The sequence below is a fragment of the Labrys sp. Lb11 genome (genome assembly GCF_057554225.1).
This window is the reverse complement of the sequence record NZ_BAAJOT010000001.1, coordinates 12,412-37,464: the sequence shown is the minus strand read 5'-3', so window position 1 is coordinate 37,464 and position 25,053 is coordinate 12,412. Positions and strand designations below refer to the sequence as shown.

Annotated in this window: 22 protein-coding genes; 8 read left to right on the top strand and 14 right to left on the bottom strand. The window is 68.8% G+C overall.

All coding sequences use genetic code 11. The annotated features are described in order from the left end of the window. The first annotated feature begins 68 nt into the window (after positions 1-68). Positions 69-1,739: an amidohydrolase gene (locus AC27L4_RS00170; RefSeq protein WP_487139928.1), complete on the top strand. Its 1,671-nt coding sequence runs from the start codon at positions 69-71 to the stop codon at positions 1,737-1,739. Positions 1,740-1,755: 16 nt separating this feature from the next. On the opposite strand, the gene AC27L4_RS00165 is transcribed toward AC27L4_RS00170, so the two are convergent. Together AC27L4_RS00165 and AC27L4_RS00160 are read right to left on the bottom strand one after the other, a co-directional pair. After that, positions 1,756-2,850 (bottom strand): ROK family transcriptional regulator, encoded by a 1,095-nt coding sequence (locus AC27L4_RS00165; RefSeq protein WP_487140923.1) that lies wholly within the window; start codon positions 2,848-2,850, stop codon positions 1,756-1,758. Positions 2,851-2,913: 63 nt separating this feature from the next. After that, positions 2,914-3,564 (bottom strand): SGNH/GDSL hydrolase family protein, encoded by a 651-nt coding sequence (locus AC27L4_RS00160; protein ID WP_487139927.1) that lies wholly within the window; start codon positions 3,562-3,564, stop codon positions 2,914-2,916. A 344-nt stretch (positions 3,565-3,908) separates the two neighbouring features. Here AC27L4_RS00160 and AC27L4_RS00155 point away from each other — a divergent pair, with 344 nt between their 5' ends. The 5 genes from AC27L4_RS00155 to AC27L4_RS00135 all read left to right on the top strand — a co-directional run bounded on the left by AC27L4_RS00155 (position 3,909) and on the right by AC27L4_RS00135 (position 9,205). Then, positions 3,909-4,988, top strand: coding sequence for a substrate-binding domain-containing protein (locus AC27L4_RS00155; protein WP_487139926.1), 1,080 nt, complete (start codon positions 3,909-3,911; stop codon positions 4,986-4,988). 78 nt (positions 4,989-5,066) lie between these two features. After that, positions 5,067-6,569, top strand: a complete 1,503-nt coding sequence (locus tag AC27L4_RS00150) for a sugar ABC transporter ATP-binding protein (protein ID WP_487139925.1) — start codon at positions 5,067-5,069, stop codon at positions 6,567-6,569. A gap of 16 nt (positions 6,570-6,585) precedes the next feature. Beyond that, positions 6,586-7,530 (top strand): ABC transporter permease, encoded by a 945-nt coding sequence (locus tag AC27L4_RS00145; RefSeq protein WP_487139924.1) that lies wholly within the window; start codon positions 6,586-6,588, stop codon positions 7,528-7,530. A gap of 1 nt (position 7,531) precedes the next feature. After that, positions 7,532-8,518, top strand: a complete 987-nt coding sequence (locus AC27L4_RS00140; protein WP_487139923.1) for an ABC transporter permease — start codon at positions 7,532-7,534, stop codon at positions 8,516-8,518. A 15-nt stretch (positions 8,519-8,533) separates the two neighbouring features. Further along, the gene (locus AC27L4_RS00135) at positions 8,534-9,205 is read left to right on the top strand and encodes an SGNH/GDSL hydrolase family protein (protein WP_487139922.1); all 672 of its coding nucleotides are present in this window, start codon (positions 8,534-8,536) and stop codon (positions 9,203-9,205) included. Between the two features lie 105 nt (positions 9,206-9,310). Here the strand turns inward: AC27L4_RS00135 and AC27L4_RS00130 are convergent, their stop codons facing one another. The 4 genes from AC27L4_RS00130 to AC27L4_RS00115 are packed head-to-tail and all read right to left on the bottom strand — an operon-like array spanning position 9,311 to position 15,058. Continuing rightward, positions 9,311-11,524: a 3-hydroxyacyl-CoA dehydrogenase NAD-binding domain-containing protein gene (locus AC27L4_RS00130; RefSeq protein WP_487139921.1), complete on the bottom strand. Its 2,214-nt coding sequence runs from the start codon at positions 11,522-11,524 to the stop codon at positions 9,311-9,313. Positions 11,525-11,571: 47 nt separating this feature from the next. Continuing rightward, positions 11,572-12,780, bottom strand: coding sequence for an acetyl-CoA C-acetyltransferase (locus tag AC27L4_RS00125; RefSeq protein ID WP_487139920.1), 1,209 nt, complete (start codon positions 12,778-12,780; stop codon positions 11,572-11,574). A gap of 37 nt (positions 12,781-12,817) precedes the next feature. After that, on the bottom strand, positions 12,818-14,596 hold the full coding sequence (locus AC27L4_RS00120; RefSeq protein ID WP_487139919.1) for an acyl-CoA dehydrogenase C-terminal domain-containing protein: 1,779 nt from the start codon (positions 14,594-14,596) through the stop codon (positions 12,818-12,820). 12 nt (positions 14,597-14,608) lie between these two features. After that, complete coding sequence (locus tag AC27L4_RS00115; RefSeq protein WP_487139918.1) at positions 14,609-15,058, bottom strand: MerR family transcriptional regulator; 450 nt, start codon at positions 15,056-15,058, stop codon at positions 14,609-14,611. Between the two features lie 153 nt (positions 15,059-15,211). On the opposite strand from AC27L4_RS00115, the gene AC27L4_RS00110 reads away from it, so the two are divergent. After that, a complete protein-coding gene (locus tag AC27L4_RS00110; protein WP_487139917.1) occupies positions 15,212-15,535 on the top strand; it encodes an antibiotic biosynthesis monooxygenase in 324 nt (107 codons plus the stop codon). Between the two features lie 331 nt (positions 15,536-15,866). Here the strand turns inward: AC27L4_RS00110 and AC27L4_RS00105 are convergent, their stop codons facing one another. Further along, positions 15,867-16,439 (bottom strand): pyridoxamine 5'-phosphate oxidase family protein, encoded by a 573-nt coding sequence (locus AC27L4_RS00105; RefSeq protein ID WP_487139916.1) that lies wholly within the window; start codon positions 16,437-16,439, stop codon positions 15,867-15,869. Positions 16,440-16,711: 272 nt separating this feature from the next. Between AC27L4_RS00105 and AC27L4_RS00100 the strand changes: the two genes are divergently transcribed. Continuing rightward, positions 16,712-17,512: a lytic murein transglycosylase gene (locus AC27L4_RS00100; RefSeq protein WP_487139915.1), complete on the top strand. Its 801-nt coding sequence runs from the start codon at positions 16,712-16,714 to the stop codon at positions 17,510-17,512. 57 nt (positions 17,513-17,569) lie between these two features. Here AC27L4_RS00100 and AC27L4_RS00095 read toward each other — a convergent pair whose 3' ends face one another. The 7 genes from AC27L4_RS00095 to pstS all read right to left on the bottom strand — a co-directional run bounded on the left by AC27L4_RS00095 (position 17,570) and on the right by pstS (position 24,893). After that, entirely contained in the window at positions 17,570-19,363 is a 1,794-nt protein-coding gene (locus tag AC27L4_RS00095) for an IS1634 family transposase (protein ID WP_487139914.1), read from the bottom strand. Positions 19,364-19,652: 289 nt separating this feature from the next. After that, positions 19,653-20,351: a phosphate regulon transcriptional regulator PhoB gene (gene phoB, locus AC27L4_RS00090; RefSeq protein ID WP_487139913.1), complete on the bottom strand. Its 699-nt coding sequence runs from the start codon at positions 20,349-20,351 to the stop codon at positions 19,653-19,655. Positions 20,352-20,368: 17 nt separating this feature from the next. Further along, complete coding sequence (gene phoU / locus AC27L4_RS00085; RefSeq protein ID WP_487139912.1) at positions 20,369-21,085, bottom strand: phosphate signaling complex protein PhoU; 717 nt, start codon at positions 21,083-21,085, stop codon at positions 20,369-20,371. Between the two features lie 26 nt (positions 21,086-21,111). Beyond that, a complete protein-coding gene (gene pstB / locus AC27L4_RS00080) occupies positions 21,112-21,936 on the bottom strand; it encodes a phosphate ABC transporter ATP-binding protein PstB (protein WP_487139911.1) in 825 nt (274 codons plus the stop codon). 8 nt (positions 21,937-21,944) lie between these two features. Continuing rightward, positions 21,945-22,778, bottom strand: coding sequence for a phosphate ABC transporter permease PstA (gene pstA / locus AC27L4_RS00075; RefSeq protein WP_487139910.1), 834 nt, complete (start codon positions 22,776-22,778; stop codon positions 21,945-21,947). Positions 22,779-22,786: 8 nt separating this feature from the next. After that, on the bottom strand, positions 22,787-23,788 hold the full coding sequence (gene pstC, locus AC27L4_RS00070) for a phosphate ABC transporter permease subunit PstC (protein ID WP_487139909.1): 1,002 nt from the start codon (positions 23,786-23,788) through the stop codon (positions 22,787-22,789). A 67-nt stretch (positions 23,789-23,855) separates the two neighbouring features. Then, complete coding sequence (gene pstS, locus AC27L4_RS00065) at positions 23,856-24,893, bottom strand: phosphate ABC transporter substrate-binding protein PstS (protein ID WP_487139908.1); 1,038 nt, start codon at positions 24,891-24,893, stop codon at positions 23,856-23,858. Positions 24,894-25,053: the final 160 nt, after the last annotated feature.

Genomic DNA, 25,053 nt, shown 5'->3' with positions numbered 1-25,053 from the left:
CAGCCTAGGTGACGACTTGGCTTCCGGCAAGGCGGGTCGATATGAATGTGCCGGGAGGACGCACAGCCATGACCATTGCCGACATGATCGTCGAGAACGCCCGGGTGCTGACCATGGATCCGGCGCGGCCGCGAGCCGGGGCGGTGGCGCTGAAGGACGGCGCCATCCTGGCCGTCGGCAGCCGTGCCGAGCTGGCGGCGCTGGCCGGGCCGGCGACGCGGCGCATCGATGCCGGCGGCCATTCCGTGCTGCCCAGCTTCATCGACAGCCACATCCATCTCTTCGCCGGCGGGGCGCAGCTCGCCAGCCTGTCGCTGGCCGGCGTGACCGGATTCGAGGCCATCGCCGCGGCGGTGCGCTCGCGGGCCGGCGCGGAACCGGACACCAAGGTCCTGATCGCCGAGCAGGCCGCCTATTTCATGTTCGGCGAGAACGAGCCGATCACCCGCCATCTGCTCGACCGCGTCCTGCCCGACCGGCCGCTGGCCCTGTTCGCCAGCGACCATCACACCATGTGGGCGAACACGGCGGCGCTGGCGGCAGCCGGCGTCCTGCATGGCCGCGCCACGCCGCCCGGCAGCGAGATCGTCATGGGCGCCGACGGGCTGGCGACCGGCGAACTGCGCGAGTTCGAGGGCTTCGCCCCGATCACCGACCTGACGCCGACCGGCGGGCGCGAGATGCTCGGCCTCACCGGCCACGAGCCGCGGATACCCCCGACCCCGGCGCAGCGCGCCGTCGACCGCGACATCCTGCGCCGGGGCCTGGCCTATTGCGCTTCGCTCGGCATCACCAGCTTCCACAACATGGACGGCAACGTCTACCAGCTCGAGCTCCTGGAGGAGATCGAGCGGGAGGGCGGGCTGACGGTGCGCGGCCGCGTGCCGTTCCGGATGCTGCCGGGCATGGCCCTGTCGGAGCTGGACAAGGCGGTGGAGATACGGACGCGCTGGCGCTCCGACCGGCTGAAGAGCGACTTCGTCAAGATCTTCATGGACGGCGTGATCGAATCGACCACCGCCCACATGTTCGAGGACTATTGCGGCATGCCGGACGTTCGCGGCTCGTCCTTCTTCGAGCCGGACGCGTTCGACGCCATCTGTATCGCCGCCGACCGGCACGGCCTGCAGATCGCCGTGCACGCCATCGGCGACGCCGCCGTCGCCCGCACGCTCGACGGCTACGAGGCGGCGCGGCGCGCCAATGGCCGCCGCGACAGCCGCCATCGCATCGAGCATATCGAGATGCTGCGGCCGGCCGACCTGCCGCGCTTCGCGGAGCTCGGCGTGCTGGCCTCGATGCAGCCGACCCATGCGCCGGGCGGAGCCTATCCGGTCGAGCCGATCCTCTCCATGGTCGGCCGCGAACGGATGATGACCGGCTATGCCTGGCAAACCATCCGCCGCACCGGCGCCCGCCTGGTCTTCGCCAGCGACTGGCCGGTCGCCCCGCTCGACCCGCTGCTCGGCATCAGGACGGCGGTCACCCGCGGACCCGCCTTCGCCGGCGCGCCGGACGAACGCCAGAGCCTGACGGATGCGATCGCCGGCTTCACCACCGACGGCGCCTTCGCCGAATTCGCCGAGGAGAGAAAGGGTGTGCTGAAGCCGGGCGCGATGGCGGACCTGGTGGTGCTGACGGGGGATATCGAGGCGGTGCCGGCCGAGGCGATCGACGGGCTGAAGGTCGCGGCGACGATCTGCGGGGGGCAGGTGACGTATGAGCGGGGCGGCGCCTGAGGCGGCGTCGCGCGGATCATTGCACCATGAAGCGGGAGTGGTAGGGCAGGCTCGCCGCGCCCCAGGCCTTCGGGGCCGTGCGGTCGCGCCCCAGCAGCACCTCGAGCCCCGGCAGGGCGAGCACCAGCTCGTCGCGCAGGCGCTCGGCAACGTGGGACGGCGCATAGGTCGACAGCACCAGCGATCTGAGCTCGATGAAGTCGAGCAGCGCCGACACCGAATCCACGATCCTCGACCGGCATCGCGCCAGCCAGGCCCGGCCGGCGCCACCGGCTTCGCCGGGCATGTCGAGCCAGGGATCGCGCGCCAGGGCCTCCAGGCCGAAGGGTGCGAGCGAACGCCCGACATCGTCGAGGCCGACGTCGTGGCCCGCGGCCGTCCTGCCGTTGTGGATCCGGTGGTTCAGGATCAGGCGGCCATGCAGCCGCGACCCGAGGTAGAAGAAGACGAAATCGGACAGGTGGCGGGCGACGCCGAACAGGCTTTCGCCGCCCGCCGCCGCTGTGATCTCGTTCTGCATGAAGACGGGCAGCTCGAACTCCCGCTCCATCCGCCGCTGCGCCTCCGGCAGGTCGTCGCCGAGGACCGAGGCCGCGCCGACGCCGACCGCGCCCTCGTCGGGCACGGCCAGGCCGATGCCGGCGATGCGCGGCCGCAGCGCGGCGGGAACGGCGTTCAGCGCCTCTTCGATGGGCGCGCGCAGGAGCGGTCCCGGGCTGCCGGGGCGCAACTGCGCATAGGCATAGGCCCGGTGGAAGCGGATGCCGCCGACGAAATCGATCACCACGACGTCGGCGGCCGCCGGCCCGAAGCTCAGGCCGAGAGAGAAGGCGCCGTCCGGGTTGAGCATCAGGGGAATGGTCGGCGGACCGACGCGGCCGCGCTGCGCCTCGCCCTTGGCGACCAGCCCCTCCGCCTCGAGCGAGCGGACGATCACGGACACCGTCTGCGCCGACAGGCCGGTCTTCTCCCCGATCTCCAGGCGGGTCGTCCCCTCGTTCTGCAGCAGCAGCGACAGGACCAGCCGCTCGTTGTAGCTCCGCACGCTGGGCGCGTTGAGGCCGCTGGCGCGATCGGCGATCCGCAGCGGATTCGGCGGAGCGAACCTCATGTCAGGCACGGGAAAACCTCATCTTCGAGCGGGACATGCCGTCCGGAGGACGGCCCGTGCCTGTCATGGATCGGCGAGCCAGCCGATGGCCTCGACTTCCTGCGCCAGCGCGGCGCCGAGAGCCCGATGCGCTTCGGCGCCGATGTGAAAACCGTCCTCCGGATCGCACCGGCACACCGCGCCGGCGTTGAAGAAATGCACGCCGAGGGAGTCCGCCATGATCTCGAACTCGAGCGCGAGCTCATGGGATTTCTCGTAGGCGCCCGCGAAGATCGACTTCCACTCCCGGATGTCCTCGAGGATCGGCGGCGGCGCCACGATCATGATCTCGGGGACGGCGCCTTTCGGCCCAGGTGCCAGTTCCCGGATGTCGTAGATCAGGCAGCCGATGCCCATCGCGACCTCGGAGGCCGGTTTGTTGAACCGCACCTTCAGGTCGTTCGTGCCGAGCATGATGATGACGAGGTCGAGCGTGGCGTGGCTCTGCAGGCAGGGCTTGAGATAGGTGCGGCCGTTCTTGTGCGCCCCCTCGATAGGATCGTCATGCACCGTCGTCCTGCCGCTCAGCCCCTCCTCGATCACATGCCATTTCGGACCGAGCTCGCGCTGCAGCACGCCGGGCCAGCGGATGTCGCGCGCGAACCGGTCCAGAGGCCCGCGTCCGGGCATCTGTCCGTGCGTGTTCGAGTCGCCGTAGCACAGGACTGATCGCATCTCGCCATCTCGTCGGAAACGCGGCCGGACCGGTTCGGCCGCGCCGGGATCATCGCGCGGCCGCCCCCGGCATCGCAAGGATCCGATTATTCATTCATTATGACTAATCATTGACAGGCTGCAATTTCCACGGCATTGATTTGGTCGCGCGGTGGAACGGGAGGCTGCCGCCGGAGCGCGACGGCGCAGTGGAGGGCGCCGACGAAGCCCGTCCCCTCGACAAGCCGCCATCATCTGCAGGCCGGATCCCGCGCCTGCGAGCCCGTGCTTTTGCCTGGGTTCATCCGACATCCAGAAAAATCGAGCAGGTCGGTGTCCAGCGCGGCGCCGGCGGGAGGAAAGCCATGCGTGGAGCCCTGTGGAAATTCGGTTTCGGCGTCCTGGTCGGATCGACGGTGCTGGTCGGCGCCGCGGTCCGGGCGGAGGAGGTCAACCTCATGAACGGCGTGACGCCGCGCCCCGGCGACGACCGGATGACCGCCCCCGACCAGTTCAGGAAGGCCGGCCCCTGGAAGATCGGCATGAGCCATTTCGGGGTGAACGCCAACACCTGGACCGTCCAGATGGCGCACGACGCCGAGGCGGCCGCCAGGAAGGATTCGCGCATCGGCCAGTTCATCCTGCTCGACGCCAACATCAGCCAGGCCAAGCAGGTCGCCGACATCGAGGATCTGATCGCGCAGAAGGTCGATGCGATCATCGTCACGCCGCTGACGCCGACCTCCGCCGACGCCGGCATCGAGAAGGCGGTCGCGGCCGGCATCCCGGTCATCGTCCACACCGGCCTCACCGGGACCGACAAGTACACTGTCGACATCCAGGGCGGCGGCGAGCATTTCGGCAAGGTGATGGGCGACTTCCTGGTGAAGAAGCTCGGCGGCAAGGGCAATATCTGGGTGCTGCGCGGCCTGCCCGCCCACCCCGAGGACATCAACCGCTACAAGGGCCTGCTCAAGGCGCTCGAGGGCACGCAGATCAAGATCGTCCAGGAAGACGCCGGCAAGTGGCAGTACGACACCGGCAAGCAGGTCTGCGAGACCTTCTACCTCAACAATCCCCAGGTCGACGGCATCTGGTCCTCCGGCGCCGACATGACCCGGGCCTGCATGGACGTGTTCCAGCAATACGGGGCTCCGATCCCGCCGATCACCGGCGAGGGCAACAACGGCTTCTTCGCCAAGTGGATCGAGACCGGCATCGCCTCGATCTCGCCCGAGTACGGCCCCGAGCAGGGGGCGGCGGGCGTGCGCGCCGCCGTCGCCCTGCTCGAGGGCAAGCCGCTGCACAAGCGCTACATCTACGAGCCGGAAGGCTGGGACATCGAGAAGGCCAAGGCCCATTATCGCGCCGATCTCTCCGCCAACGCCTGGTTCCCGACCAGCCTCAGCGAGGAGGATCTGCAGAAGTACTACGGCAACAAGTAAAGCCGGCCGCCACGCCCGGGGACGCGGCCCTGCGCCGCCTCCCCGGGGAGCCATGCGCCCCAGGCCCGCGAACGCGCCATGACCGCAGTCCCCCTCGTCAGCATGACGTCCGTCTCCAAGTCGTTCGGCAGCATCGCCGCGCTCCGGGACGTCTCGTTCGAGCTCCGCCCCGGCACCGTCCACGCGCTGATGGGCGAGAACGGCGCCGGCAAGTCGACGCTCATGAAGATCCTGGCCGGCGTCGTTCACCCCGATGGCGGCGAGATCCGCCGGAACGGCGCGCCCGTCCGCCTGACCACGCCGCGCGAGGCGCTCGACGCCGGCATCTCGACCGTCTTCCAGGAACTGTCGCTGCTGCCGAACCTGACCATCGCCGAGAACATGTTCCTCGGCCGGGAGCCGCTGACGCGCTTCGGGCGCGTCGACCGCGCGGCGATGGAAGGGGCGGCCCGCGACACGCTGCGGCAGCTCGATCTCGATCTCGACCCCGGCCGCCTCGTCGGCAGCCTCTCGATCGCCGAGCGCCAGTTCGTCGAGATCGCCCGCGGCATCACGGCCAATGCCGACGTCGTCATCCTCGACGAGCCGACGGCCGCGCTGAACGCCGCCGACGTCGAGGTGCTGAACCGGCACATCGCCCGGCTCAAGGCCCAGGGCCGCGGCATCGTCTACATCTCGCACCGGATGGAGGAGATCTTCCGGGTCTGCGACGTCGCCTCGGTGCTGAAGGACGGCCGCAATGTCGGGACCGTCCGGATCGACGCCGTGTCGCCCCGGCAGCTGATCGCGATGATGGTCGGCCGCGACATCGCCGAGCTCTTCCCGCCCCGGGCGGCGCGAACCGACCCGGCGGTCGTCCTGGCCTTCGACGGGGTGAGGCTCGCCCCCGGCTCGGCCCCCGTCAGCCTCAGGCTGCACAAGGGCGAGATCGTCGCCCTGGCCGGCCTGGAGGGCCAGGGCCAGCGGGAGCTGCTGCGCTCGGTGATCGGCCGGCACCATCCCGCCGCCGGCACGGTGGAGGTGAAGGGCCGGCGGATCGCGCTTCCCGTCTCGACGGACGCCGGCGTCCGCCGGCTGCAGGCGCTCGGGCTCGGCTTCGTCCCGGAGGATCGCAAGGACGAAGGCCTGTTCCTCGACCTGTCGGTGGCGCACAACGTCGCCATCGGCCTGCACAGCCGCCGGTCGGCGCTGAGCCCGGCCGGCAGCTACAGGGACGTTGTCCGGGACGTCATCCGCAGCATGGCCATCAAGGTCTCCCGTCCGGGCGCGCCCGTCGGCTCGCTCTCGGGCGGCAACCAGCAGAAGGTGCTGCTGGGGCGCTATCTCGCCCTGGGCGCGGACATCCTCCTGGTGGAGGAGCCGACGCGCGGCGTCGACGTCGGTGCCAAGGCGGAGATGTACAGGCTGCTCCGCGACTTCGCCGATCGCGGCGGCGCCGTCCTCGTGCTTTCCCGCGAAACCGTCGAGCTCATCGGGCTCTGCGACCGCCTCTATGTCGTCCACGACCGGGCGATCGTCGGCGAGATGCCGGCGGCGGAGGCCACCGAGCACGCGATCCTCGAAGCGGCCCTGCACCGCTGAACCCAGGGTGGAAACGATGGTCTCCCCTCTTGCAAATGCCCTGTCCGGAAAGACCTCGCGGCACGGCCTGTGGCTGCTGCCGCTGCTCGTGGCGATCGCCGGCTGCGCCGCCCTGGCCGCGACGACCGAGGATTTCGCCACGGTGCGGAACGTCCTCAACCTCGCGGCGCAGGCGGCGCCGCTGCTGCTCGTCAGCATCGGACAGATGATCGTCGTGCTGGTGCGGGGCCTGGATCTCTCGGTCGGCTCGGTCATCAGCCTCTCCACCGCCATCCTGTCGCTCGACGCGCCGGCGGCGGTGACCATCCCCGCGGTGTTCGCAGCGGCGCTGCTGGTCGGGCTGGTGAACGGGGTGGCGGTCACCCGTCTTCACGTCCACCCGATCATCGCGACGCTGTCGGTGACGGGCATCGTGCAGGGCGTCACCATGCTCGTGCGCCCGGTCGCCGGCGGGACGATCCCGGCCGTCGTGACCGCCCTGGTCAAGGGCGAGGTGCTCGGCATCGACATGCCGGTGGTCTGGGTGGCGCTGGCCGTGCTCGGCGGCTGGAAGCTGCTGCACGGCTCGCGCTTCGGCCTGCACCTCTACGCCATAGGCGGCGGCGAGACGGCGCACGCCTTCGGCATCCCGGACCGGCGCAACGCGCTCGTCGCCTACGTCGCCTGCGCCCTGTTCGCGGCGCTGGCGGGGGTCTTCCTCGCCGGGAGGATCGCCTCGGGCGACCCCGGCATCGGCACGCAATATGCGGTGGACTCGATCACCGCCGTCGCCCTCGGCGGCACGCAGCTCGCCGGCGGCATCGGCAGCCTGCAGGGCACCGTCGTCGGCACGCTGCTGCTCGCCCTGCTCGCCAACGGCATGAACCTGCTCAACCTCTCGGCCTTCGTCCAGACCGCGGTCAAGGGGCTGATCCTGCTGGCGGTGATCTCGCTCCAGCCGCGCAAGACCATCGGGCTCTGACGTGAGCGTCCTTTCCCACACCCAGCCGCCGAGTGTCGCCATGAGCGCCTTCAGCCACCCCGCTCTGCGCGCCGCCGCCCGCGTCCCGCCGTCCTACGTCGTGTTCGCGGCCCTGCTGGCGACGCTCTGGATCCTGAAGCCGGCGATGATGAACCCGAACATCCTGGCGACCTTCGCCCGCCAGGTGGCGCCGCTCGGCATCGTCGTGCTCGGCCAGCTCCTGGTGATCTCCTCGCGCTCGATCGACCTCTCCGCCGGCGGCGTGATCCTGCTGGTCAACTACCTCATCTCCTCCGGCCTGCTCGCCGGCCTGCATCCGCTCGCCGTCGTCGGCCTCTGCCTCGCCATCGGCCTCGTCGTCGGCAGCCTCAACGGCCTGCTGGTCGGCAAGCGCCGGGCGTCGGCGGTGATCGTCACCCTGGCGGTCAACATCGTGCTGATCGGGCTGGTGGAATACCTCGCCAACGGCAAGCCGCCGGGCGACGTGCCGATGGTGTTCCGCAACCTCTACAATGCCCGCCCCGCCGGCATCCCCGCGCCGCTGCTGTTCTGGCTGGCGCTCGCCGCCGCGACGAGCCTCGTCCTGTCGCGGAGCGTGTTCGGCCGCTACGTCGCATCGATCGGCAGCAACCCGACCTCGGCGCATTTCTCCGGCGTGCCGGTCGAGCGCACGGTCGTCGCCGCCCATGTCGTCGCCGGCCTGATGTCGGCGACCGCCGGCCTGGTCCAGACCGCCTCGATCGCCGTCGGCAGCGTCCGCTTCGGCCCTGAGCTGGTGATGAACTCGATCGCCGCCACCATCCTCGGCGGCGTGATCTTCGGCCGCGCCGCCGGCGTCTGGGGCCCGTTCTTCGGCGTGCTCTGCTTCGCCCTGCTCTTCGTCGTCATGACCTCCCTCGGCGTGCAGGAGCCGGGAAAGCTGGTCGTGCAGGGCCTGATCATCCTTCTCGCCGCCGTCTTCTACGGCGTGCGGACGCGAACCCATTGAGGAGGCACCGTTGCCATGACCACCAAGCGAATTCTCTGCTTCGGCGATTCCCTGACCTGGGGCTGGGTCGCCGTGCCCGAAGGCGCGCCGACCACCCGCTTTCCCTACGGGCAGCGCTGGACCGGCGTGATGGCCGCCGCGCTCGGCCCGGGCTACGAGATCGTCGAGGAGGGCCTCAGCGCCCGCACCACGTCGATCGACGACCCCGTCGACCCGCGGCTGAACGGCTCGGCCTACCTGCCCTCGGCCCTGGCCTCGCACCTGCCGCTCGATCTCGTGATCATCATGCTCGGCACCAACGACACCAAGAGCTTCTACCGCCGCACGCCCTACGAGATCGCGCTCGGCATGTCGAAGCTGGTCGGCCAGGTCCTGGCCTCCGGCGGCGGGGTCGGCACGGTCTATCCCGCCCCCCGGGTGCTCGTGGTGTCGCCGCCGCCGCTCGCCGACCTGCCGCACGCCTGGTTCCAGGGCATGTTCGAGGGCGGACGCGAGAAGACGCTCGCCCTCGCCGCCCAGTACAGGGCCCTCGCCGACTTCGTGAAGGTCGACTACTTCGACGCCGGGAGCTGCGTGGCGACCGCCGGCGTCGACGGCATCCACTTCACGGCGGAGAACAATGCCGCCCTCGGCCAGGCGCTGGCGGGCAAGGTGGAGCAGATCCTCGGGCAGCGGAAGGCCGCGTAACCGAGGGAACGGCTGCCGAACCACCCCGCCGCGCCCGTTCCGCGGCTGGTCGAGGATCGGCGGCCGCGTCGAACGGGAAGGCGGCGAAGGCCGGCCGCCCTCCCCTCACGCCGCCTTCTTCCCCTCCGGCCTGAACCGCCCGTAGAAGCTCTCACCCTTCCCGGCCATGTCCTTCAGCAGGGCGTTCGGCGCGAAGCGCGGGCCGCAGGCTGCGGTCAGCCTCTCGCACAGGGCGACGAAGGCCCTGGTGCCCATGCCGTCGATGTAGGACAGCGCGCCGCCGGTGAAGGGGGCGAAGCCGAAGCCGAGGATCGAGCCGACATCGGCCTCGCGCACGTCGGTGACGACGCCGTCCTCGACGGTGCGCGCCGCCTCCAGCGCCTGGATGGCGAGGAAGCGCTGCTTCAGCGTCTCGACGTCGATCGCGTCGGGGTCGAGCTTCACCGGCTGCAGGTCGGCGAGGCCCGGCCACAGGCGCTTCTGGCCCTTGTCGGGATAGTCGTAGAAGCCCTTGCCGTTCTTGCGCCCGAGCCGGCCGAGGCGGTTGACCATGGCGTCGAGCAGCGCCTCCTGGGCCGGATCGACCGCGGCCGGGCCGAGATCGGCCTTGGTGGCCTGCAGGATCTTCCAGGCGAGGTCGACCGCCACCTCGTCGTTGAGCGAGAGCGGGCCGACCGGCATGCCGGCGAGGCGCGCGACCGTCTCGATCATCGCCGGCGGCACGCCCTCCGCCAGCATGATGTGGCCCTCGCGCACATAGTTGAGCACGCAGCGGTTGGCGAAGAAGCCGCGGCCGTCATTGACCAGGATCGGCGTCTTGCGGATGGCGCGGACATAGTCGAGCGCCACGGCGAGGGCGCGGTCGCCGGTCCTGCCCGCCTTGATCACCTCGACCAGCAGCATCTTCTCCACCGGCGAGAAGAAGTGCACGCCGACGAAGCTCTCCGGGCGCACCGAGTTCTCGGCCAGCGAGGTGATCGGCAGGGTGGAGGTGTTGGAGGCGAAGACCGTCTCCGGACCGATGACGGCTTCGACCTTCCGGATCACCTCGGCCTTGACGGCCCGATCCTCGAACACGGCCTCGACCACCAGGTCGACGCCGGCCAGGGCGCCGTAATCGGCCGTGGCGGTGATGCGCCCGAGCAGGGCCGCCTTGTCGGCGGCGCTCGCCCGCCCCTTCATCACCTGGCCGGTGATCAGCTTGTCGGAATGGGCCTTGCCCTTGTCGGCGGCCTCCTGGTCGCGGTCGACCAGCACCACCTCCAGCCCGGCCAGGGCCGAGACATAGGCGATGCCGGCGCCCATGAAGCCGGCGCCGACCACGCCGATGCGCCCGAGCTTCGCCGGCGCCACCGCCGCCGGGCGGCGGGCACCCTTGTTCAGCTCCTGCAGGGAGACGAACAGGGTGCGGATCATCGCCGCGGCCTCGGGGCTGAGCAGCACCCTGGCGAAGTGGCGCGATTCCACGGTCAGCGCCCGGTCGAAAGGCAGTTGCAGGCCCTCATAGACCGTCTGCAGGATGGCGCGGGCGGCCGGGTAGTTGTCCTGCGTCTCGCGGCGGTAGATGGCATTCGCCGGCGGGAACACCATCATGCCGGCCTTGGAGTAGACCAGGCCGCCGGGCAGCCGGAAGCCCTCGACGTCCCAGGGCGCCCTGGCGGCGGGGTTGGCCTTCACCCAGGCCTTGGCCCGGCCGACGATCTCCGCCTTGGGCGCGAGGGCGTGGATCAGGCCCATCTTCTGGGCCTGCGCCATCTTCAGCTGCTCGCCCTTCAGCAGCATCTGCAGGGCATCGCCCGGCTGCATCAGGCGCGACACGCGGGTGGTGCCGCCGGCTCCGGGGAACAGGCCGACCTTGACCTCCGGCAGGCCGACGCGGGCCTTGTCGTCGTCGGAGGCGCCGATGCGGTGATGGCAGGCGAGCGCCAGCTCGAAGGCGCCACCGAGGCACACGCCGCCGATCGCCGCGGCGAAAGGCTTGCCCGATGTCTCCAGGCGCCGGTAGAGCAGCGTCAGCCGGCGGCTGCCGTCGAAGAAGGCCTGCATCGCCGCCGCCTCGCCGTCGGCGGCGCGCATCTGCCGATAGCTGCGCCCGAGCCCCTCCAGCATGGTGAGGTCGGCGCCGCCGGAGAAGCTTTCCTTGCCCGAGGTGATGACGCAGCCCCTGACGGCGTCGTCGGAGGCGACGCGCTCGACGATCGCCGCAAGCTCGTCCATCACCTCCAGGGTGATCACGTTCATCGAGCGGTTCGGCATGTCCCAGGTGGCGAGGGCGATGCCGTCCGCGTCGACGTCGAAGCTGAAATTCGCGAGGTTCATGGCTGGCTCCCCGTGCCGGGACCGTGGTCGGGCGTGGTGTGGACGCGTCAGACGCGTTCGATGATCGTGGCGGCGCCCATGCCGGCGGCGACGCAGAGCGTGACCAGGGCGCGCTCGCGGCCGGTGCGTTCCAGCTCGTCCAGCGCGGTGCCGAGGATCATGGCGCCGGTGGCGCCGAGCGGATGGCCCATGGCGATGGCGCCGCCGCAGGGGTTGACCCTGGCGGGGTCGAGGTCGAAGGCCTGGATGTAGCGCAGCACCACCGAGGAGAAGGCCTCGTTGATCTCGAACAGGTCGATGTCGGCCTTGCCGAGCCCGGTCCGGCGGAAGATCAGCGCGGTGACGTCGACCGGCCCGGTCAGCATCAGCGCCGTGTCGGAGCCGATCGAGGCGGCGGCGCGGATGCGGGCGCGCGGCGTCAGCCCGTAGCGCTCGCCGGCCGCCTTCGAGCCGACCAGCACGGCCGCGGCGCCGTCGACGATGCCGGAGGAGTTGCCGGCATGGTGCACATGCTCGACCTTCTCGACCTCGGGATGGGCCTGCACGGCAACGGCGTCGAAGCCGCCCATCTCGCCCATCTGCACGAAGGCGGGGTTGAGCGCGGCGAGCGACTGCATGGTGGTGGACGGGCGCATGTGCTCGTCCCTGTCGAGGATGGTCAGGCCGTTGACGTCCCGGACCGGCTCCACCGTCCGGGCGAAGCGGCCCTCGGCCCAGGCCTGCGCCGTCCGGCGCTGCGACTCCACCGCATAGGCGTCGACGTCGCTGCGCGAGAAGCCGTATCTGGTGGCGATCAGGTCGGCGGAGATGCCCTGCGGCATGAAATAGGTCGGCACGGCGCTGGAAGGATCGAGCGCCCAGGCGCCGCCCGAGGCCATCATGCCGATGCGCGACATGCTCTCGACGCCGCCGCCGATGACCAGATCCTTCTGGCCGGAGGCGACCTGCGCGGCGGCGAGGTTCACCGCGTCGAGGCCGGACGCGCAGAAGCGGTTGATCTGCACGCCCGGCACCCTGGTGCCGAGGCCGGCATGCAGCGCCGCCATGCGGGCGATGTCGCCGCCCGCCTCGCCGATCGGATCGACGCAGCCGAGGATGACGTCCTCGACCGCGTCCTCGGGCAAGGCGTTGCGCCGGGCGATGGCCCCGAGCGTGCCGGAGGAGAGCGCCAGGCTCGTCACCTCGTGCAGCGCGCCGTCGGCCTTGCCGCGCCCGCGCGGCGTGCGCACGGCGTCATAGATATAGGCTTCGGTCATCGGGCCTCTCCTTGAACCGGCGTCGCCAGCCGTGCCGTCAGAACATCTCGGCCGGCAGCGCCATCACACTATCGGCCCCGGCGACGATCCGCGCCAGCCGTGTCGCCGTCTCGGGCAAAAGCTTCTCGGCGAAGAACCGGCCGGTGACGAGCTTGGCCTGCATGGCCGGCTCGCCGGGCCGCTTCAGCGCGGCCCTGGCCATCAGCGCCCACATATGGCCGAAGGCCACCAGGCCGAAGAGCTGGAGATAGTCGGTGGAGCCGGCGCCGGCGTTGTCGGGCTTGGCGAGGGCGTTCTGCATGAACCACAGGGTCGCCTGCTGCAGATGGCCGAGCGAGGCCTTCAGCGGCACGGTGTAGGGCTGCATCGCCTCCTCCGCCGCGGTCTCCTCGAGCAGGCCGTTGACCTCGGCCAGGAAGGCCGTCATCGCCCGGCCGCCGTCCCTGGGCAGCTTGCGGCCGACCAGGTCGAGCGCCTGGATGCCGTTGGCGCCCTCGTAGATCATGGTGATGCGCGCGTCCCGCACGAACTGCTCCATCCCCCATTCGGCGATGTAGCCGTGGCCGCCGAGCATCTGCTGGGCGTTGACCGCATGGGCGAAGCCGTTGTCGGTGAGCACGGCCTTGACCACGGGCGTCATCAGGCCGAGCCGGTCGTCGGCGGCCTGTCGCACCTTGTCGTCGGGCGAGCGGTGGTGCAGGTCGGCCTGGAGCGCCGTGGCCAGCACCAGGGCGCGGCCGGCCTCGGTCAGCGCCTTGATGGTCATCAGCGTGCGGCGCACGTCGGGATGGACGATGATCGGGTCGGCCGGCTTGTCAGGCGCCTTGGCACCCGACAGCGAACGGCCCTGCAGGCGGTCCTTCGCATAGGCCAGCGCGTTCTGGTAGGCGACCTCGCCGATGCCGAGGCCCTGGACGCCGACCGCGAGCCGCGCCTCGTTCATCATCACGAACATGGCGGCGAGGCCCTTGTGCTCCTCGCCGACCAGCCAGCCCGTGGCCCCGTCATAGTTCATGACGCAGGTGGCATTGGCATGGATGCCCATCTTCTCCTCGAGCTTGCCGCAGGCGAGGGCGTTGCGCGCGCCGGGCCTGCCGGCCTCGTCCGGCAGGAATTTCGGGCAGACGAACAGCGAGATGCCCTTGGTGCCGGCCGGCGCCCCCTCGATGCGGGCGAGCACGAGGTGGACGATGTTCTCGGCGAGGTCGTGCTCGCCGGCGGAGATGAAGATCTTCTGGCCGGTGATCCTGTAGGTGCCGTCGGCCTGCGGCGCCGCCTTGGTGCGGATCAGGCCGAGATCGGTGCCGCAATGCGGCTCGGTCAGGTTCATGGTGCCCGACCAGGTGCCGGCGACCATCTTCGGCAGGTAGGTGTCCTTCTGCCGCTGCGAGCCGTGCGCCAGCAGCGCCGCCATCGCCCCCTGGGTCAGGCCGGGATACATGCCGAGCGCCAGGTTGGCCGAGGAGACGAATTCCTGCATCACCGCGTTGAGCGTCGCCGGCAGGCCCATGCCGCCGAACTCGGCCGGCATGTGCAGGCCGACCCAGCCGCCTTCGCAATAGGCGTCATAGGCGGCCTTGAAGCCCCTGGGCGTGGCGACGGAACCGTCCTCGGCGCGGCGGCAGCCCTCGCGGTCGCCCGAGGCGTTGATCGGCTGCATCGTCTCCTCGCAGACCTTGGCCCCCTCCTCCAGGATGGCGCGGATCGTCTCGGGCGAAACATCCTCGAAGCCGGGCAGATTGCTGTAGCGGCCGATGCCGAGGACGTCGCCGAGCAGGAACAGCACGTCGTCGATCGGGGCCTTGTAGCTCGGCATGGTGTCCTCCGTTCAGTCGCGGGGGCCGGCCAGGCCGGCGAGGCGGGCGCGCACGGCGTCGCGGGCATGGCTGAGCTCGGCATGGGCGCGGTCGATGTCGCGCCGGCGGTTCTCCAGCTCGATCAGCTTGGCCTCGAAGCGGGCGAGCGCCACGGCGAGCTGGGTCGCCTGGCCGTCGCCGAGGTCGTAGAGGTCGAGCATGTCGCGCACCTCCTCCAGGGAGAAGCCGACGCTCTTGCCCATCAGCACCAGCTTGAGCCGCGCCCGGTCGCGCCGGGAATAGACGCGCTCCAGGCCGCGCCGCTCCGGGGCGAGCAGGCCCTTCTCCTCGTAGAAGCGCAGGGTGCGGGCCGTGACATCGAACTCGGCGACGAGGTCATGGATGCTGAACGCACCGGGCCTGTCGGTGTCCGCCGGGTCGGCGAGACTGGGCGACAGCACGGACATGGTTGCGGCAATCACGGACCATTCCCTCGTCGATCGGCGATTGCTTCTAATCAACGTTGACGTAAACGTCAACTCACGATCCCGAGAGGCTCCCGATCACCGGGGCCGGCCGGCTTGCGCTCGGCACCGAAACCGCGTGGACTGCGCCCGCTCGCGAGGAGGTGTCCCATGATCAGCCGCATCTGGCATGGCTGGACCACGCCGCAGAACGCCGACGCCTACGAGACGCTGCTCCGCACCCGGATCTTCCCCGGCATCCTGGCCCGGCGGGTCCCGGGCTTCGAGCGCATCGAGCTGCTGCGCCGCGAGGGCGGGGCGGAGGTCGAGTTCATCACCGTCATGTGGTTCACGTCACTCGACGCCGTCCGCGCCTTCGCCGGCACGGATTACGAAGCCGCCGTCGTGCCGCCCGCGGCGCGCGCCGTGCTGTCGCGCTTCGACGCCCGCTCGCAGCACTATGAGGTGCGCGAGGCACGGCGGGCGGATGGCTGAGACCGGTACGTCGCCGTGCGAGGCCCCACAGGCGCCGAGATAGGCTGGACCATGTCGCTCCGGGGAAAGGCGATGCCCTCTCGGCCGTCATGGCCGGACTTGATCTACGGCCGTGACGCGATTGAACCGGCGAGCCCGTTTTTCCGGAGACTGCCTAACTTGGCATCTACGGGTGAGGACCGGCGATCCTCCAGCAACGGCCAGCGGCCGTGGGCCCCCGGCGAGCGCCCAAGCAGGTTCTCTCGAACCTGCTTGCACGTGTAAGTTTGGCCAGCATTGATTTTGCATTGAAAATGCAAAATCAATCGTGACGAGAGCCGCGAGAAGCTGGTTAGGGCGAGCCGAGCTCCTGCTCGGCGAACATGCCCGACGGCAGGCCGTCGATGCTCTGGACATTCTTCTCGCGCTGGTAGGCGTCGAGACCGGACTCGCCCTTGGCCGCGGCCCAGCGGGCGAGCGTGTCGCGCTCGCCGGAATAGTCGAACAGCGGCACGCCGAAGCCGCAGGAGGTCTGCACGAGATCGATGTCCAGGGTGACGATCTGGCGGGCGCCGAGCGGCTCCTCGCCGCCGAACGCCTCGGCGAGCAGGCGGGCATAGGCGGGCGTGCCGCGCCACAGGCTCTTGCCCTGGCCGAACAGGCGCAGGATCAGCGGCGGCCCCTCGAAGGCGCAGAACATGAAGGTGAGACGTCCGTCCGCCAGCAGATGCGCCGCGGTCTCGCAGCCGCTGCCGGTCAGGTCGAGATAGGCGGCGGAGTTCGGGCCGAGCACCCGAAACCTGTCCGCGCCGCGCGGCGAGATGTTGACTCGGCTGTCGGCCGTGGCCGACGCGGCGAAGAAGATGCGCTGCCGGCTGATGAAGTCGCGATGGGCGACCCCGATCTGGGCGAACTGCTTGGCCATGGACGGTTCCTTCCTCGGTTCGACATAGCAGGAAAGCGCGGCCTGGCATACCGGCCCTCCCCGCCCCCGGCTCGCCGGGGCCGCAGGGGCCGCATCTCCGCCGCCCGGCAGGCGAAGCTGCGTCGATGCGCCCCGGATCCTGCGAAAAGAAACGTTTGCCAGGCGCCGGAGAGATCTGGAGATAAGAACAAAATTCATACACGATCCGTTAGGATAGGAATCGAGTCGAGCCCGGATCCGGCGCGGACATATCGAGTCGAAAGGAGTTCTGAATGTCGATGGGCGTGCAGTCCAAGACGGTTGTTGCCGCGGCCTTGCTGGCGCTGACGGCCATGGCGGGCCAGGCGAGCGCGGCGCAATGCGGCCACACGGCAGCCGGATTCGAAGCCTGGAAGCAGGAATTCGCCGCCGAAGCCGCGGCCAGGGGCGTCAGCCCGGCCGCCATCGCGGATCTGAAGGCGACGACCTACGCCACCGCGACGATCGCCGCCGACCGCGGCCAGAAAAGCTTCCGCCTGTCGCTCGACCAGTTCCTGGCCAAGCGCGGCGGATCGGTGATCGCCAGCCGCGGCCGCAAGCTGAAGCAGTCCAATGCGGCGCTGTTCGCCTCGATCGAGAAGCGCTACGGCGTCCCGCCGGGACCGCTCCTGGCGATCTGGGGCATGGAGACCGGCTTCGGCAACGTCAAGGGCAACCAGAAGCTGCTCTCCTCGGTCGCCACCCTGGCCTATGACTGCCGTCGGTCCGACTTCTTCACCGACCAGCTCTATGCGACCCTGACGCTGATCGATCGCGGTGTCATCTCGGCCAATGCCCGCTCGTCCATGCATGGCGAGATCGGCCAGACGCAGTTCATGCCCAAGAACGTCCTGAACTACGCGGCCGGCGGCAGCCTGGAAACCCCGACCGGCGCGCTGACCGCGACCGCGAACTTCCTGAAGGCGCATGGCTGGCAGGCCGGCGCGGGCTACCAGCCCGGCGAGCCGAACTTCGCCGCCATCGAGGCCTGGAACGCCGCCTCGGTCTACCAGCGCGCCATCGCCCTGATCGGCCAGCAGATCGACGGCGGCTAGCCCGTCTTCGCGGATTGGGGGCAGATTGAGGCATCCCCGCGGTTGGCGATCAATGGGTTAGGCTAAAAGGTCTTCACTACGTCGACTGGCTTGGGCGAGGACGGAGGAGGTGATTCTGGGCGGGGGCTGTGGCGGCAATTGGAGCTTGAGGCGGCTGATGAGGAGGCTGAGTTCGGGCTCGGGCTGGGTGTAGCGGGTCAGCTGGATCTCGCGACCATCGGTGGTGGGCAAGTGGACGTCGATCATCTGGATGGCAACGAACTTTTCCAGAGCACTTCGAGCGGTCAGTCCCGGGGCCAGGGCGTGGAGGCGGCGGGTCAGGGTGATCTGCAGGCAATAGGCCAGGAAGGCGATGAAGATGTGGGCTTCTATCCGCCTCTCATCCTTGTGGAAGACCGGGCGGATCGCCAGGTCGCCTTTCAGGGTCTTGAAGACCTCTTCGACGGCGACGAGCTGAATGTAATATTGCCATAGCAGGGCGGGATCGTTGTCGGTGAGATTGGTTCGCAGCAGATAGCGCCCTTCACGCCGTCTGATGGTTCGCAGCCTCTTGCGGTCGAGGCGGAAGGTCAGCCCGCCGTTCTTGTCGATGTCGACATCGACCAGGCGCCAGGCGGTCGGCGCCTTGGAGCGCGCGGCGCCCAGCTTCATCAGGAGCTCCTCGCGGGAGACCGCCATGGCGGCGATCTGCCGGAGCCGCTTCCACAGCCATTTCAACTGCCGCCGCCGCATGGCCCGTTCCTTGGAGACGCGGTCGAGGCTCTGGGCGAAGACATAGAGTTCGCCATCCTCGGCCAGCAGCTTCACCTGAACGCCCTGCCGCGCCTCCTGCCAGGGCTTGTCCAGCAGGTGCTTTTCCAGGCGGTTCAGCCGTCCCTTGGGCGTTCCCACCAGATACTGGACCGGCGGGTCACTGGCCCGCATCTGTGCCAGGGCCGCCTCGGTGGGAATGCCGCGATCCATCACCCAGACGCGCCGCGCCTTGCCGTATTGCTGCTCGATCTTGCCGAGGAACATCCCCAGCGTCTTGCTGTCGGCGGTGTTGCCGGCCAGCACCTCGTAGGCCAAAGGCAAGCCCTCCGGGGTGACGACCAGGGCGATCACCACTTGCGGACAGTCCGGCCGCTTGTCGCGGCTATAGCCGTGACGGCGCTTGTCGCCCTCGGGCAGATCCGAGGCGTTGACCTCAAAATAGGTGCTGGTCAGATCGTAGAGCAGCACGTCGAAGCGGGCGTTGAACAGATCGCGCCAGCGCTCCGCCAGATGAGCGAACAGGGTCTGCCTGTGCGCCAGGAGCAGGTCGTGGCAGGCATACAGTTTGTGCGCCTCGGCCAACCCGAAGTCCGCCCCCAAGAGGTCGGCCATGGCGCTACGCTCGAACCATTCGCGATGCAGGCGCCATTCGCTGCCCGGTGCGATCAGGCGATAGGTCACCAGAACCTGAAGCACCTGGTCCCAGCGTGTCCCCTTGCGGCTCGGCGGCAGGCGGTCGGCCCAGAACCGATCGAGGTGCAGGTCGCGCCATAGGAGCCCGGCCAGCCAACAGGCACCCCATTGGCGCGGCCGGCACAGCCGGAGCTCCGACAAGCGAAGCTGCACCACTGAGGCATCGGCCGCGACGGCTTGGCAGCGATCCTCCGGAAACAGAGCCAGCGTCTGTCGATCGCCGGTGTCGGTATCGAGCACCTCGATGGCTTTGCGCCAGGCGGCGGCCTGAGAAGAGTTGATTTCACCCAAATACAAAACCTGCCGCTGCACCACCCGGCCATCGTCGAGACGCTTGTTCTCGACGATGTTCCAGTAGGTATGCGTCTTGCCGTCCTTCCTTCGCTCGGTTCGTCGCAGAAACATGGCGACATGAATCTATGCACGCCAAACCGTATCTTGGAAATAGCCTAGGTCTTCACTACAGCCGATTCCGGTAGAACATGCGAACCTCGCCTCAATCAGATCAAATACTTACGCGCTCAAAAAACCTCGAAATCGACGTTTCCGCGCGCGAATCCGCGAAGACGGGCTAGGACGGGACAAGGTGAGCCGGCTATCGGCTCACCGAGAGCAGGATCGAATGCGAAAGCCTTCCCCGCTCCGCGGAGAAGGCTTTCGTGTTTTTTGAACCATCAATCCCGCCGCCCGCCGGTCAATGCTTCGAGAAGGTCTCGTCGAAGGAATAGCCGGCGCCGCGCACGGTGCGGATCGGGTCGATCTCGCGCGACCGGTTGATCGACTTGCGCAGGCGCCCGACATGCACGTCCACGGTGCGCTCGTCGATATAGACGTCGCGGCCCCAGACGCTGTCGAGCAGCTGTTCGCGGGCGAAGACCCGGCCGGGCGCCTGCATCAGGAACTCCAGCAGGCGGAACTCGGTCGGCCCCAGGCGGATCTCGCGGGCACCGCGATGGACGCGCTTGGTCTCGCGGTCGAGCGAGATGTCGCCGGCCTTGAGCACCGAGGCGACATGGTCGGGCTTGGCCCGCCGCAGCAGCGCCTTCACCCGCGCCACCAGTTCCGGCACCGAGAACGGCTTGACGACATAGTCGTCGGCGCCCGTGGCCAGGCCGCGCACGCGCTCGGTCTCCTCGCCGCGTGCGGTGAGCATGATCACCGGCAGCCGCTCGGTTTCCGGCCGCATGCGGATACGGCGGCACAGTTCGATGCCGGAGAGGCCCGGCAGCATCCAGTCGAGCAGCACGAGGTCGGGCACGCTCTCGCGCAGGCGCAGCTCCGCCTCGTCGCCGCGCCCGACACTGTCGACGTCATAGCCTTCCGATTCGAGGTTGTAGCGAAGCAGCGTGGTCAACGCTTCCTCGTCCTCGACGATCAAAACGCGCGGAGACATTCAAAACCTCTGTCTCTTCAGGCGGCGGGATACTCCACCGGCATGATGCTGGTGCTGTCGTTCTTGGGCCGCTCGCCGCTCGGCGACTGGCCGGTCACCAGGTAGTGGACGGTCTCGGCGATGTTGGTGGCGTGGTCGCCGATGCGCTCGATGTTCTTGGCGCAGAACAGGAGATGGGTGCAGAAGCCGATATTGCGCGGATCTTCCATCATGTAGGTCAGGAGCTCGCGGAACAGCGAGGTGTACATCGCGTCCACGGCGCCGTCCGAGCGCCACACCGCCAGGGCCTCCTCGACGTCGCGCTGGGCGAAGGCGTCGAGCACCTGCTTGAGCTGCTCGAGCACCAGATCGGCCATGTGGTTGAAGCCGCCGAAGATCTTGGTGCCCTGCATCTGGCCGTTGATGGCGACGACGCGCTTGGCGATGTTCTTGCCGAGGTCGCCGATGCGCTCGAGGTCGCCGGAGACGCGTAGCGCCGCGACGATCTCGCGCAGATCCTGCGCCATGGGCTGGCGCTTGGCGATCATCAGGATCGCCCGATCCTCGGCGGAGCGCTGCAGCGTGTCGATGGTGCCGTCGAGCGCGATGACGCGCTGCGCCAGCTCCAGGTCGCGCTTGATCAGCGCATTGATGCTGTCGAGCACGCTCTTCTCGGCATAACCACCCATCTCGGCGATCATGTTGCGCAGCTCGAGCAGCTCCTGGTCGAAGGATTTGACGATATGGTCGGCCATGGGCGTTGCTCCTCGTCCAGCGCGCGTCAGCCGAAGCGGCCGGTGATATAGTCTTGGGTGCGGCGGTCGGTCGGCGTCGAGAACATCTGCATGGTCTGGCCGACCTCGATCAGATTGCCGAGATAGAAGAAGGCTGTCACGTCGGCGCAACGGGCGGCCTGCTGCATGTTGTGGGTGACGATGACGATGGTGAAGTCCCGCTTCAACTCGTCGATCAGTTCCTCGATCTTGGCGGTCGAGATCGGGTCGAGAGCCGAGGTCGGCTCGTCCAGGAGCACGACCTCGGGCTTGACCGCGATGGAGCGGGCAATGCACAGGCGCTGCTGCTGGCCGCCGGACAGGCCCAGCGCCGAAGTGCCGAGCCGATCCTTCACTTCTTCCCAGATCGCGGCCTTGGACAGGCACCATTCGACCCGGTCGTCCATGTCGGCCTTGCTCAGGCGCTCATGCAGGCGCACGCCGAAGGCGATGTTGTCGTAGATCGACATCGGAAACGGCGTCGGCTTCTGGAACACCATGCCGACGCGGGCCCGCAGGATGGCCGGGTCGATACTGCTCTTGGCGATGATGTCCTGGTCGTCGAGCAGGATGCGTCCCTCGGCGCGCTGGCCGGGATAGAGATCGTACATGCGGTTGAGCACGCGCAGCAGCGTGGACTTGCCGCAGCCGGACGGGCCGATCATGGCCGTGACCTGCCGCTCGCCCATCTCCAGGTTGATATCCTTGAGGGCGTGCTTCTCGCCGTAATAGAAGTTCAGCTTCTCGCACTTGATCTTGGCGCGCACAGCCGTCTCGGCCTGCGGACGGTTGGCCGCGGCCACGGCGACGGTCGGATTGGGAAGCGAGGACATGGGACCACTCACCGCTTGGGAGCCAGGAGAACACGGGTGACGATGTTGAGGGCGAGCACGCCGGCCGTGATCAGCAGCGCTCCGGCCCAGGCCAGCGCCACCCAATCGTCGAAGGGGCTGCCGGCATACTGGTAGATGGCGACAGGCAGGCTCGCCATCGGCCTGGACATGTCGAGCGACCAGTCGTTGTTGCCGAGCGAGGTGAACAGCAGCGGCGCGGTCTCGCCGGCGGCGCGGGCCAGGGCCAGCAGGATACCGGTGGTGATGCCGGTCTGTGCGGCCCGCCACGTCACTAGGGTGATCACCTTCCACTGCGGCGCGCCGAGGGCGAAGGCCGCCTCGCGCAGGGTGGTCGGCACCAGGGCCAGCATGTCCTCGGTGGTGCGCACCACCACCGGCATCAGGATGATGGCCAGCGCCAGGGTGCCGGCCCAGCCGGAGAAGCCGCCCATCGGCACCACCACCATCTGGTAGACGAAGAGGCCGATCAGGATGGACGGCGCCGAGAGCAGGATGTCGTTGACGAAGCGGACCATGCCGGCCAGGCGGCTGCCGCGCCCGGCCTCGGCCAGGAAGGTACCGGCCATGATGCCGACCGGCGCGCCGATGATCAGTGCCACGACGATCTGCATCAGGCTGCCGACGATGGCGTTGAGCAGGCCGCCGCCGCCGCCCGGAGGCGCCATGACGTTGGTGAACACGGTCGAACTCAGCGCCGGGGCGCCGCGGACGATGAGCGTGTAGAGGATCCAGGCCAGCATGAACAGGGAGATCACGGCAAAGCCGGTGCTGGCCCCCTTGACGGCGTAGTCGATGGCGCGGCGGCGGGCGAGACGGTTCATGGTCGGCCTCACTTCAGCCGGGTGCGCACGAGGGCGCGCGAGATGGCGAGCACGATGAAGGAAATCACGAACAGCACGAAGCCGAGCTGCAGCAGCGAGTGCAGCTTGAGGGTGCCGGCGCCGGCCTCAGGAAATTCATTGGCGACGGTGGAGGCGATCGTCGAGCCCGGCGCGAACAGCGAGGCCGAGATGCGGTTGGCGTTGCCGATGACGAAGGTGACCGCCATGGTCTCGCCGAGCGCGCGGCCGAGCCCCAGCATCACCGCGCCGACCAGGGCGGTGCGGCCATAAGGCACGGAGACGTTGCGGAACACCTCATAGGTGGTGGCGCCGACGCCGTAGGCCGATTCCTTCAGCATGGGCGGCACGGATTCGATGATCTCGACGAACATCGCGGTGATGAAGGGGATGATCATCAGGGCCAGGATCAGCCCGGCGGTGAACATGCCCGCGCCCAGGGCCGGTCCCTTGAACAGCGCGCCGATCACCGGAATGCCGCCGAAGGCGGCGATCAACGGCGGCTGCACATAGGCGGCGATCAACGGCACCACGACGAAGAAGCCCCACATGCCGAAGATGATCGAGGGCACGGCGGCCAGGAGCTGGATGGCGACGCCGATCGGACGGCGCAGGCGGACCGGCGCGATCTCGGTGAGAAAGAAGGCGATGCCGAACGACATCGGCAGCGCCACGAGGATGGCGATGATGCCGGTGAACAGCGTGCCGTAGATCATCACGCCGGCGCTGAACTTCTCGGTGACCGGGTTCCAGATGGTGCCCCAGTAGAAGGCCGGTCCGAACTCGAAGAGGGCGGGCAGGCCGCCCTGGAACAGCAGGGCGATGATCAGGCCGAGCAGCAGCAGGACGAAGAAGCCGCAGCCGTAGAGGGCGGCCCGGAAGATCGGATCGAACGCGGCGCCGGGCACTCTGCCGCGGTCGGAGGGCGGCCCCCGTCGACGGGCGTCGCTTTCGGCGGTGCTGTCCGTCAAGACGTCTGCGACGGCGCTCATGGGTTTGCTCATCCTCGTGAGGGGAGCGCCCGGCGCGACAGGCGCCGGGCGCGGCATCATGCGCGGATCAGTTGTAGACGGCCTTGCCGTCGGCGCCCTTCACCTCGGCCTTCCAGGCCTCGCGGACGCGGCCCACGACCTCTTCGGGCAGGGTGATGTAGTGCAGGTCCTCGGCGATCTTGCCGCCATCCTTGAAGGCCCAGTCGAAGAACTTGATGACTTCGGCGGACTGAGCCGGGTCCTTGGGGTCCTTCGGCAGGAGGATGAAGGTCGCCGAGGTGATCGGCCAGGAGGCGTCGCCCTCGACATCGATGATCGAGGCGGCGAAGTTCTTGGCACCGGCCCAGTCCGCCTTGGCGGCGGCGGCCTTGAAGGCCTCGACGGTCGGCTTGACGAACTGGCCGGCCTTGTTCTTCAGCTCGACCGTGGTCAGGCCGTTCTTGGCGGCGTAGACGTATTCGACATAGCCGATCGCGCCCTTGGTGTTCTTGACGGTGCCGGAGACGCCGTCATTGCCCTTGGCGCCGGCGCCGGCGGGCCACTGCACCGAGGTGGCGGCGCCGACCGCGTCCTTCCAGCCGGGGTTGGCGGCGTTGAGGTAGCTGGTGAACACGAAGGTGGTGCCCGAGCCGTCGGAGCGGTAGACGGTGGCGATGTCGACGTCGGGGAGCGTCACGCCGGGGTTGAGCTCGGCGATCTTGGCGTCGTTCCACTTGGTGATCTTGCCGAGATAGATGTCGCCGAGCACCTCGCCGGTCAGCTTGAGCTGGTTGGCGGCGATGCCGTCGAGGTTGACGATCGGCACGACGGCGCCGACGACCGTGGGGAACTGCAGCAGCTTGGCTGAGGTGAGCTTGTCGTCGGCCATCGGGGCGTCGGACGCGCCGAAGTCGACGGTGCGGTTGGTGATCTGGGTCTGGCCGCCGCCCGAGCCGATCGCCTGGTAGTTCAGGCCGTTGCCGGTCTTGGCCTTGTACTCGGCAGCCCAGGCCGTATAGACCGGCGCGGGGAAGGTGGCGCCGGCGCCGGTGATGTCGGCCGCGAAGGACGACAGGGTTCCGGCGAGCGAAACAGCCGCCGCCACTGCGAGGATCGAGAGCTTCACGGGATATCTCCGTTCGATGTGATGCCGGCAGCGTCTCCCCGTGGGAGCCCTCGCCGAGCCACGCCGCTACACCTATTGGCGCCGCGCAACCCTTCTATGACACCGCAACGAAGCTTTTATGACAGAAAAATCCAATGAAGATCAATACGTTGATCATCCC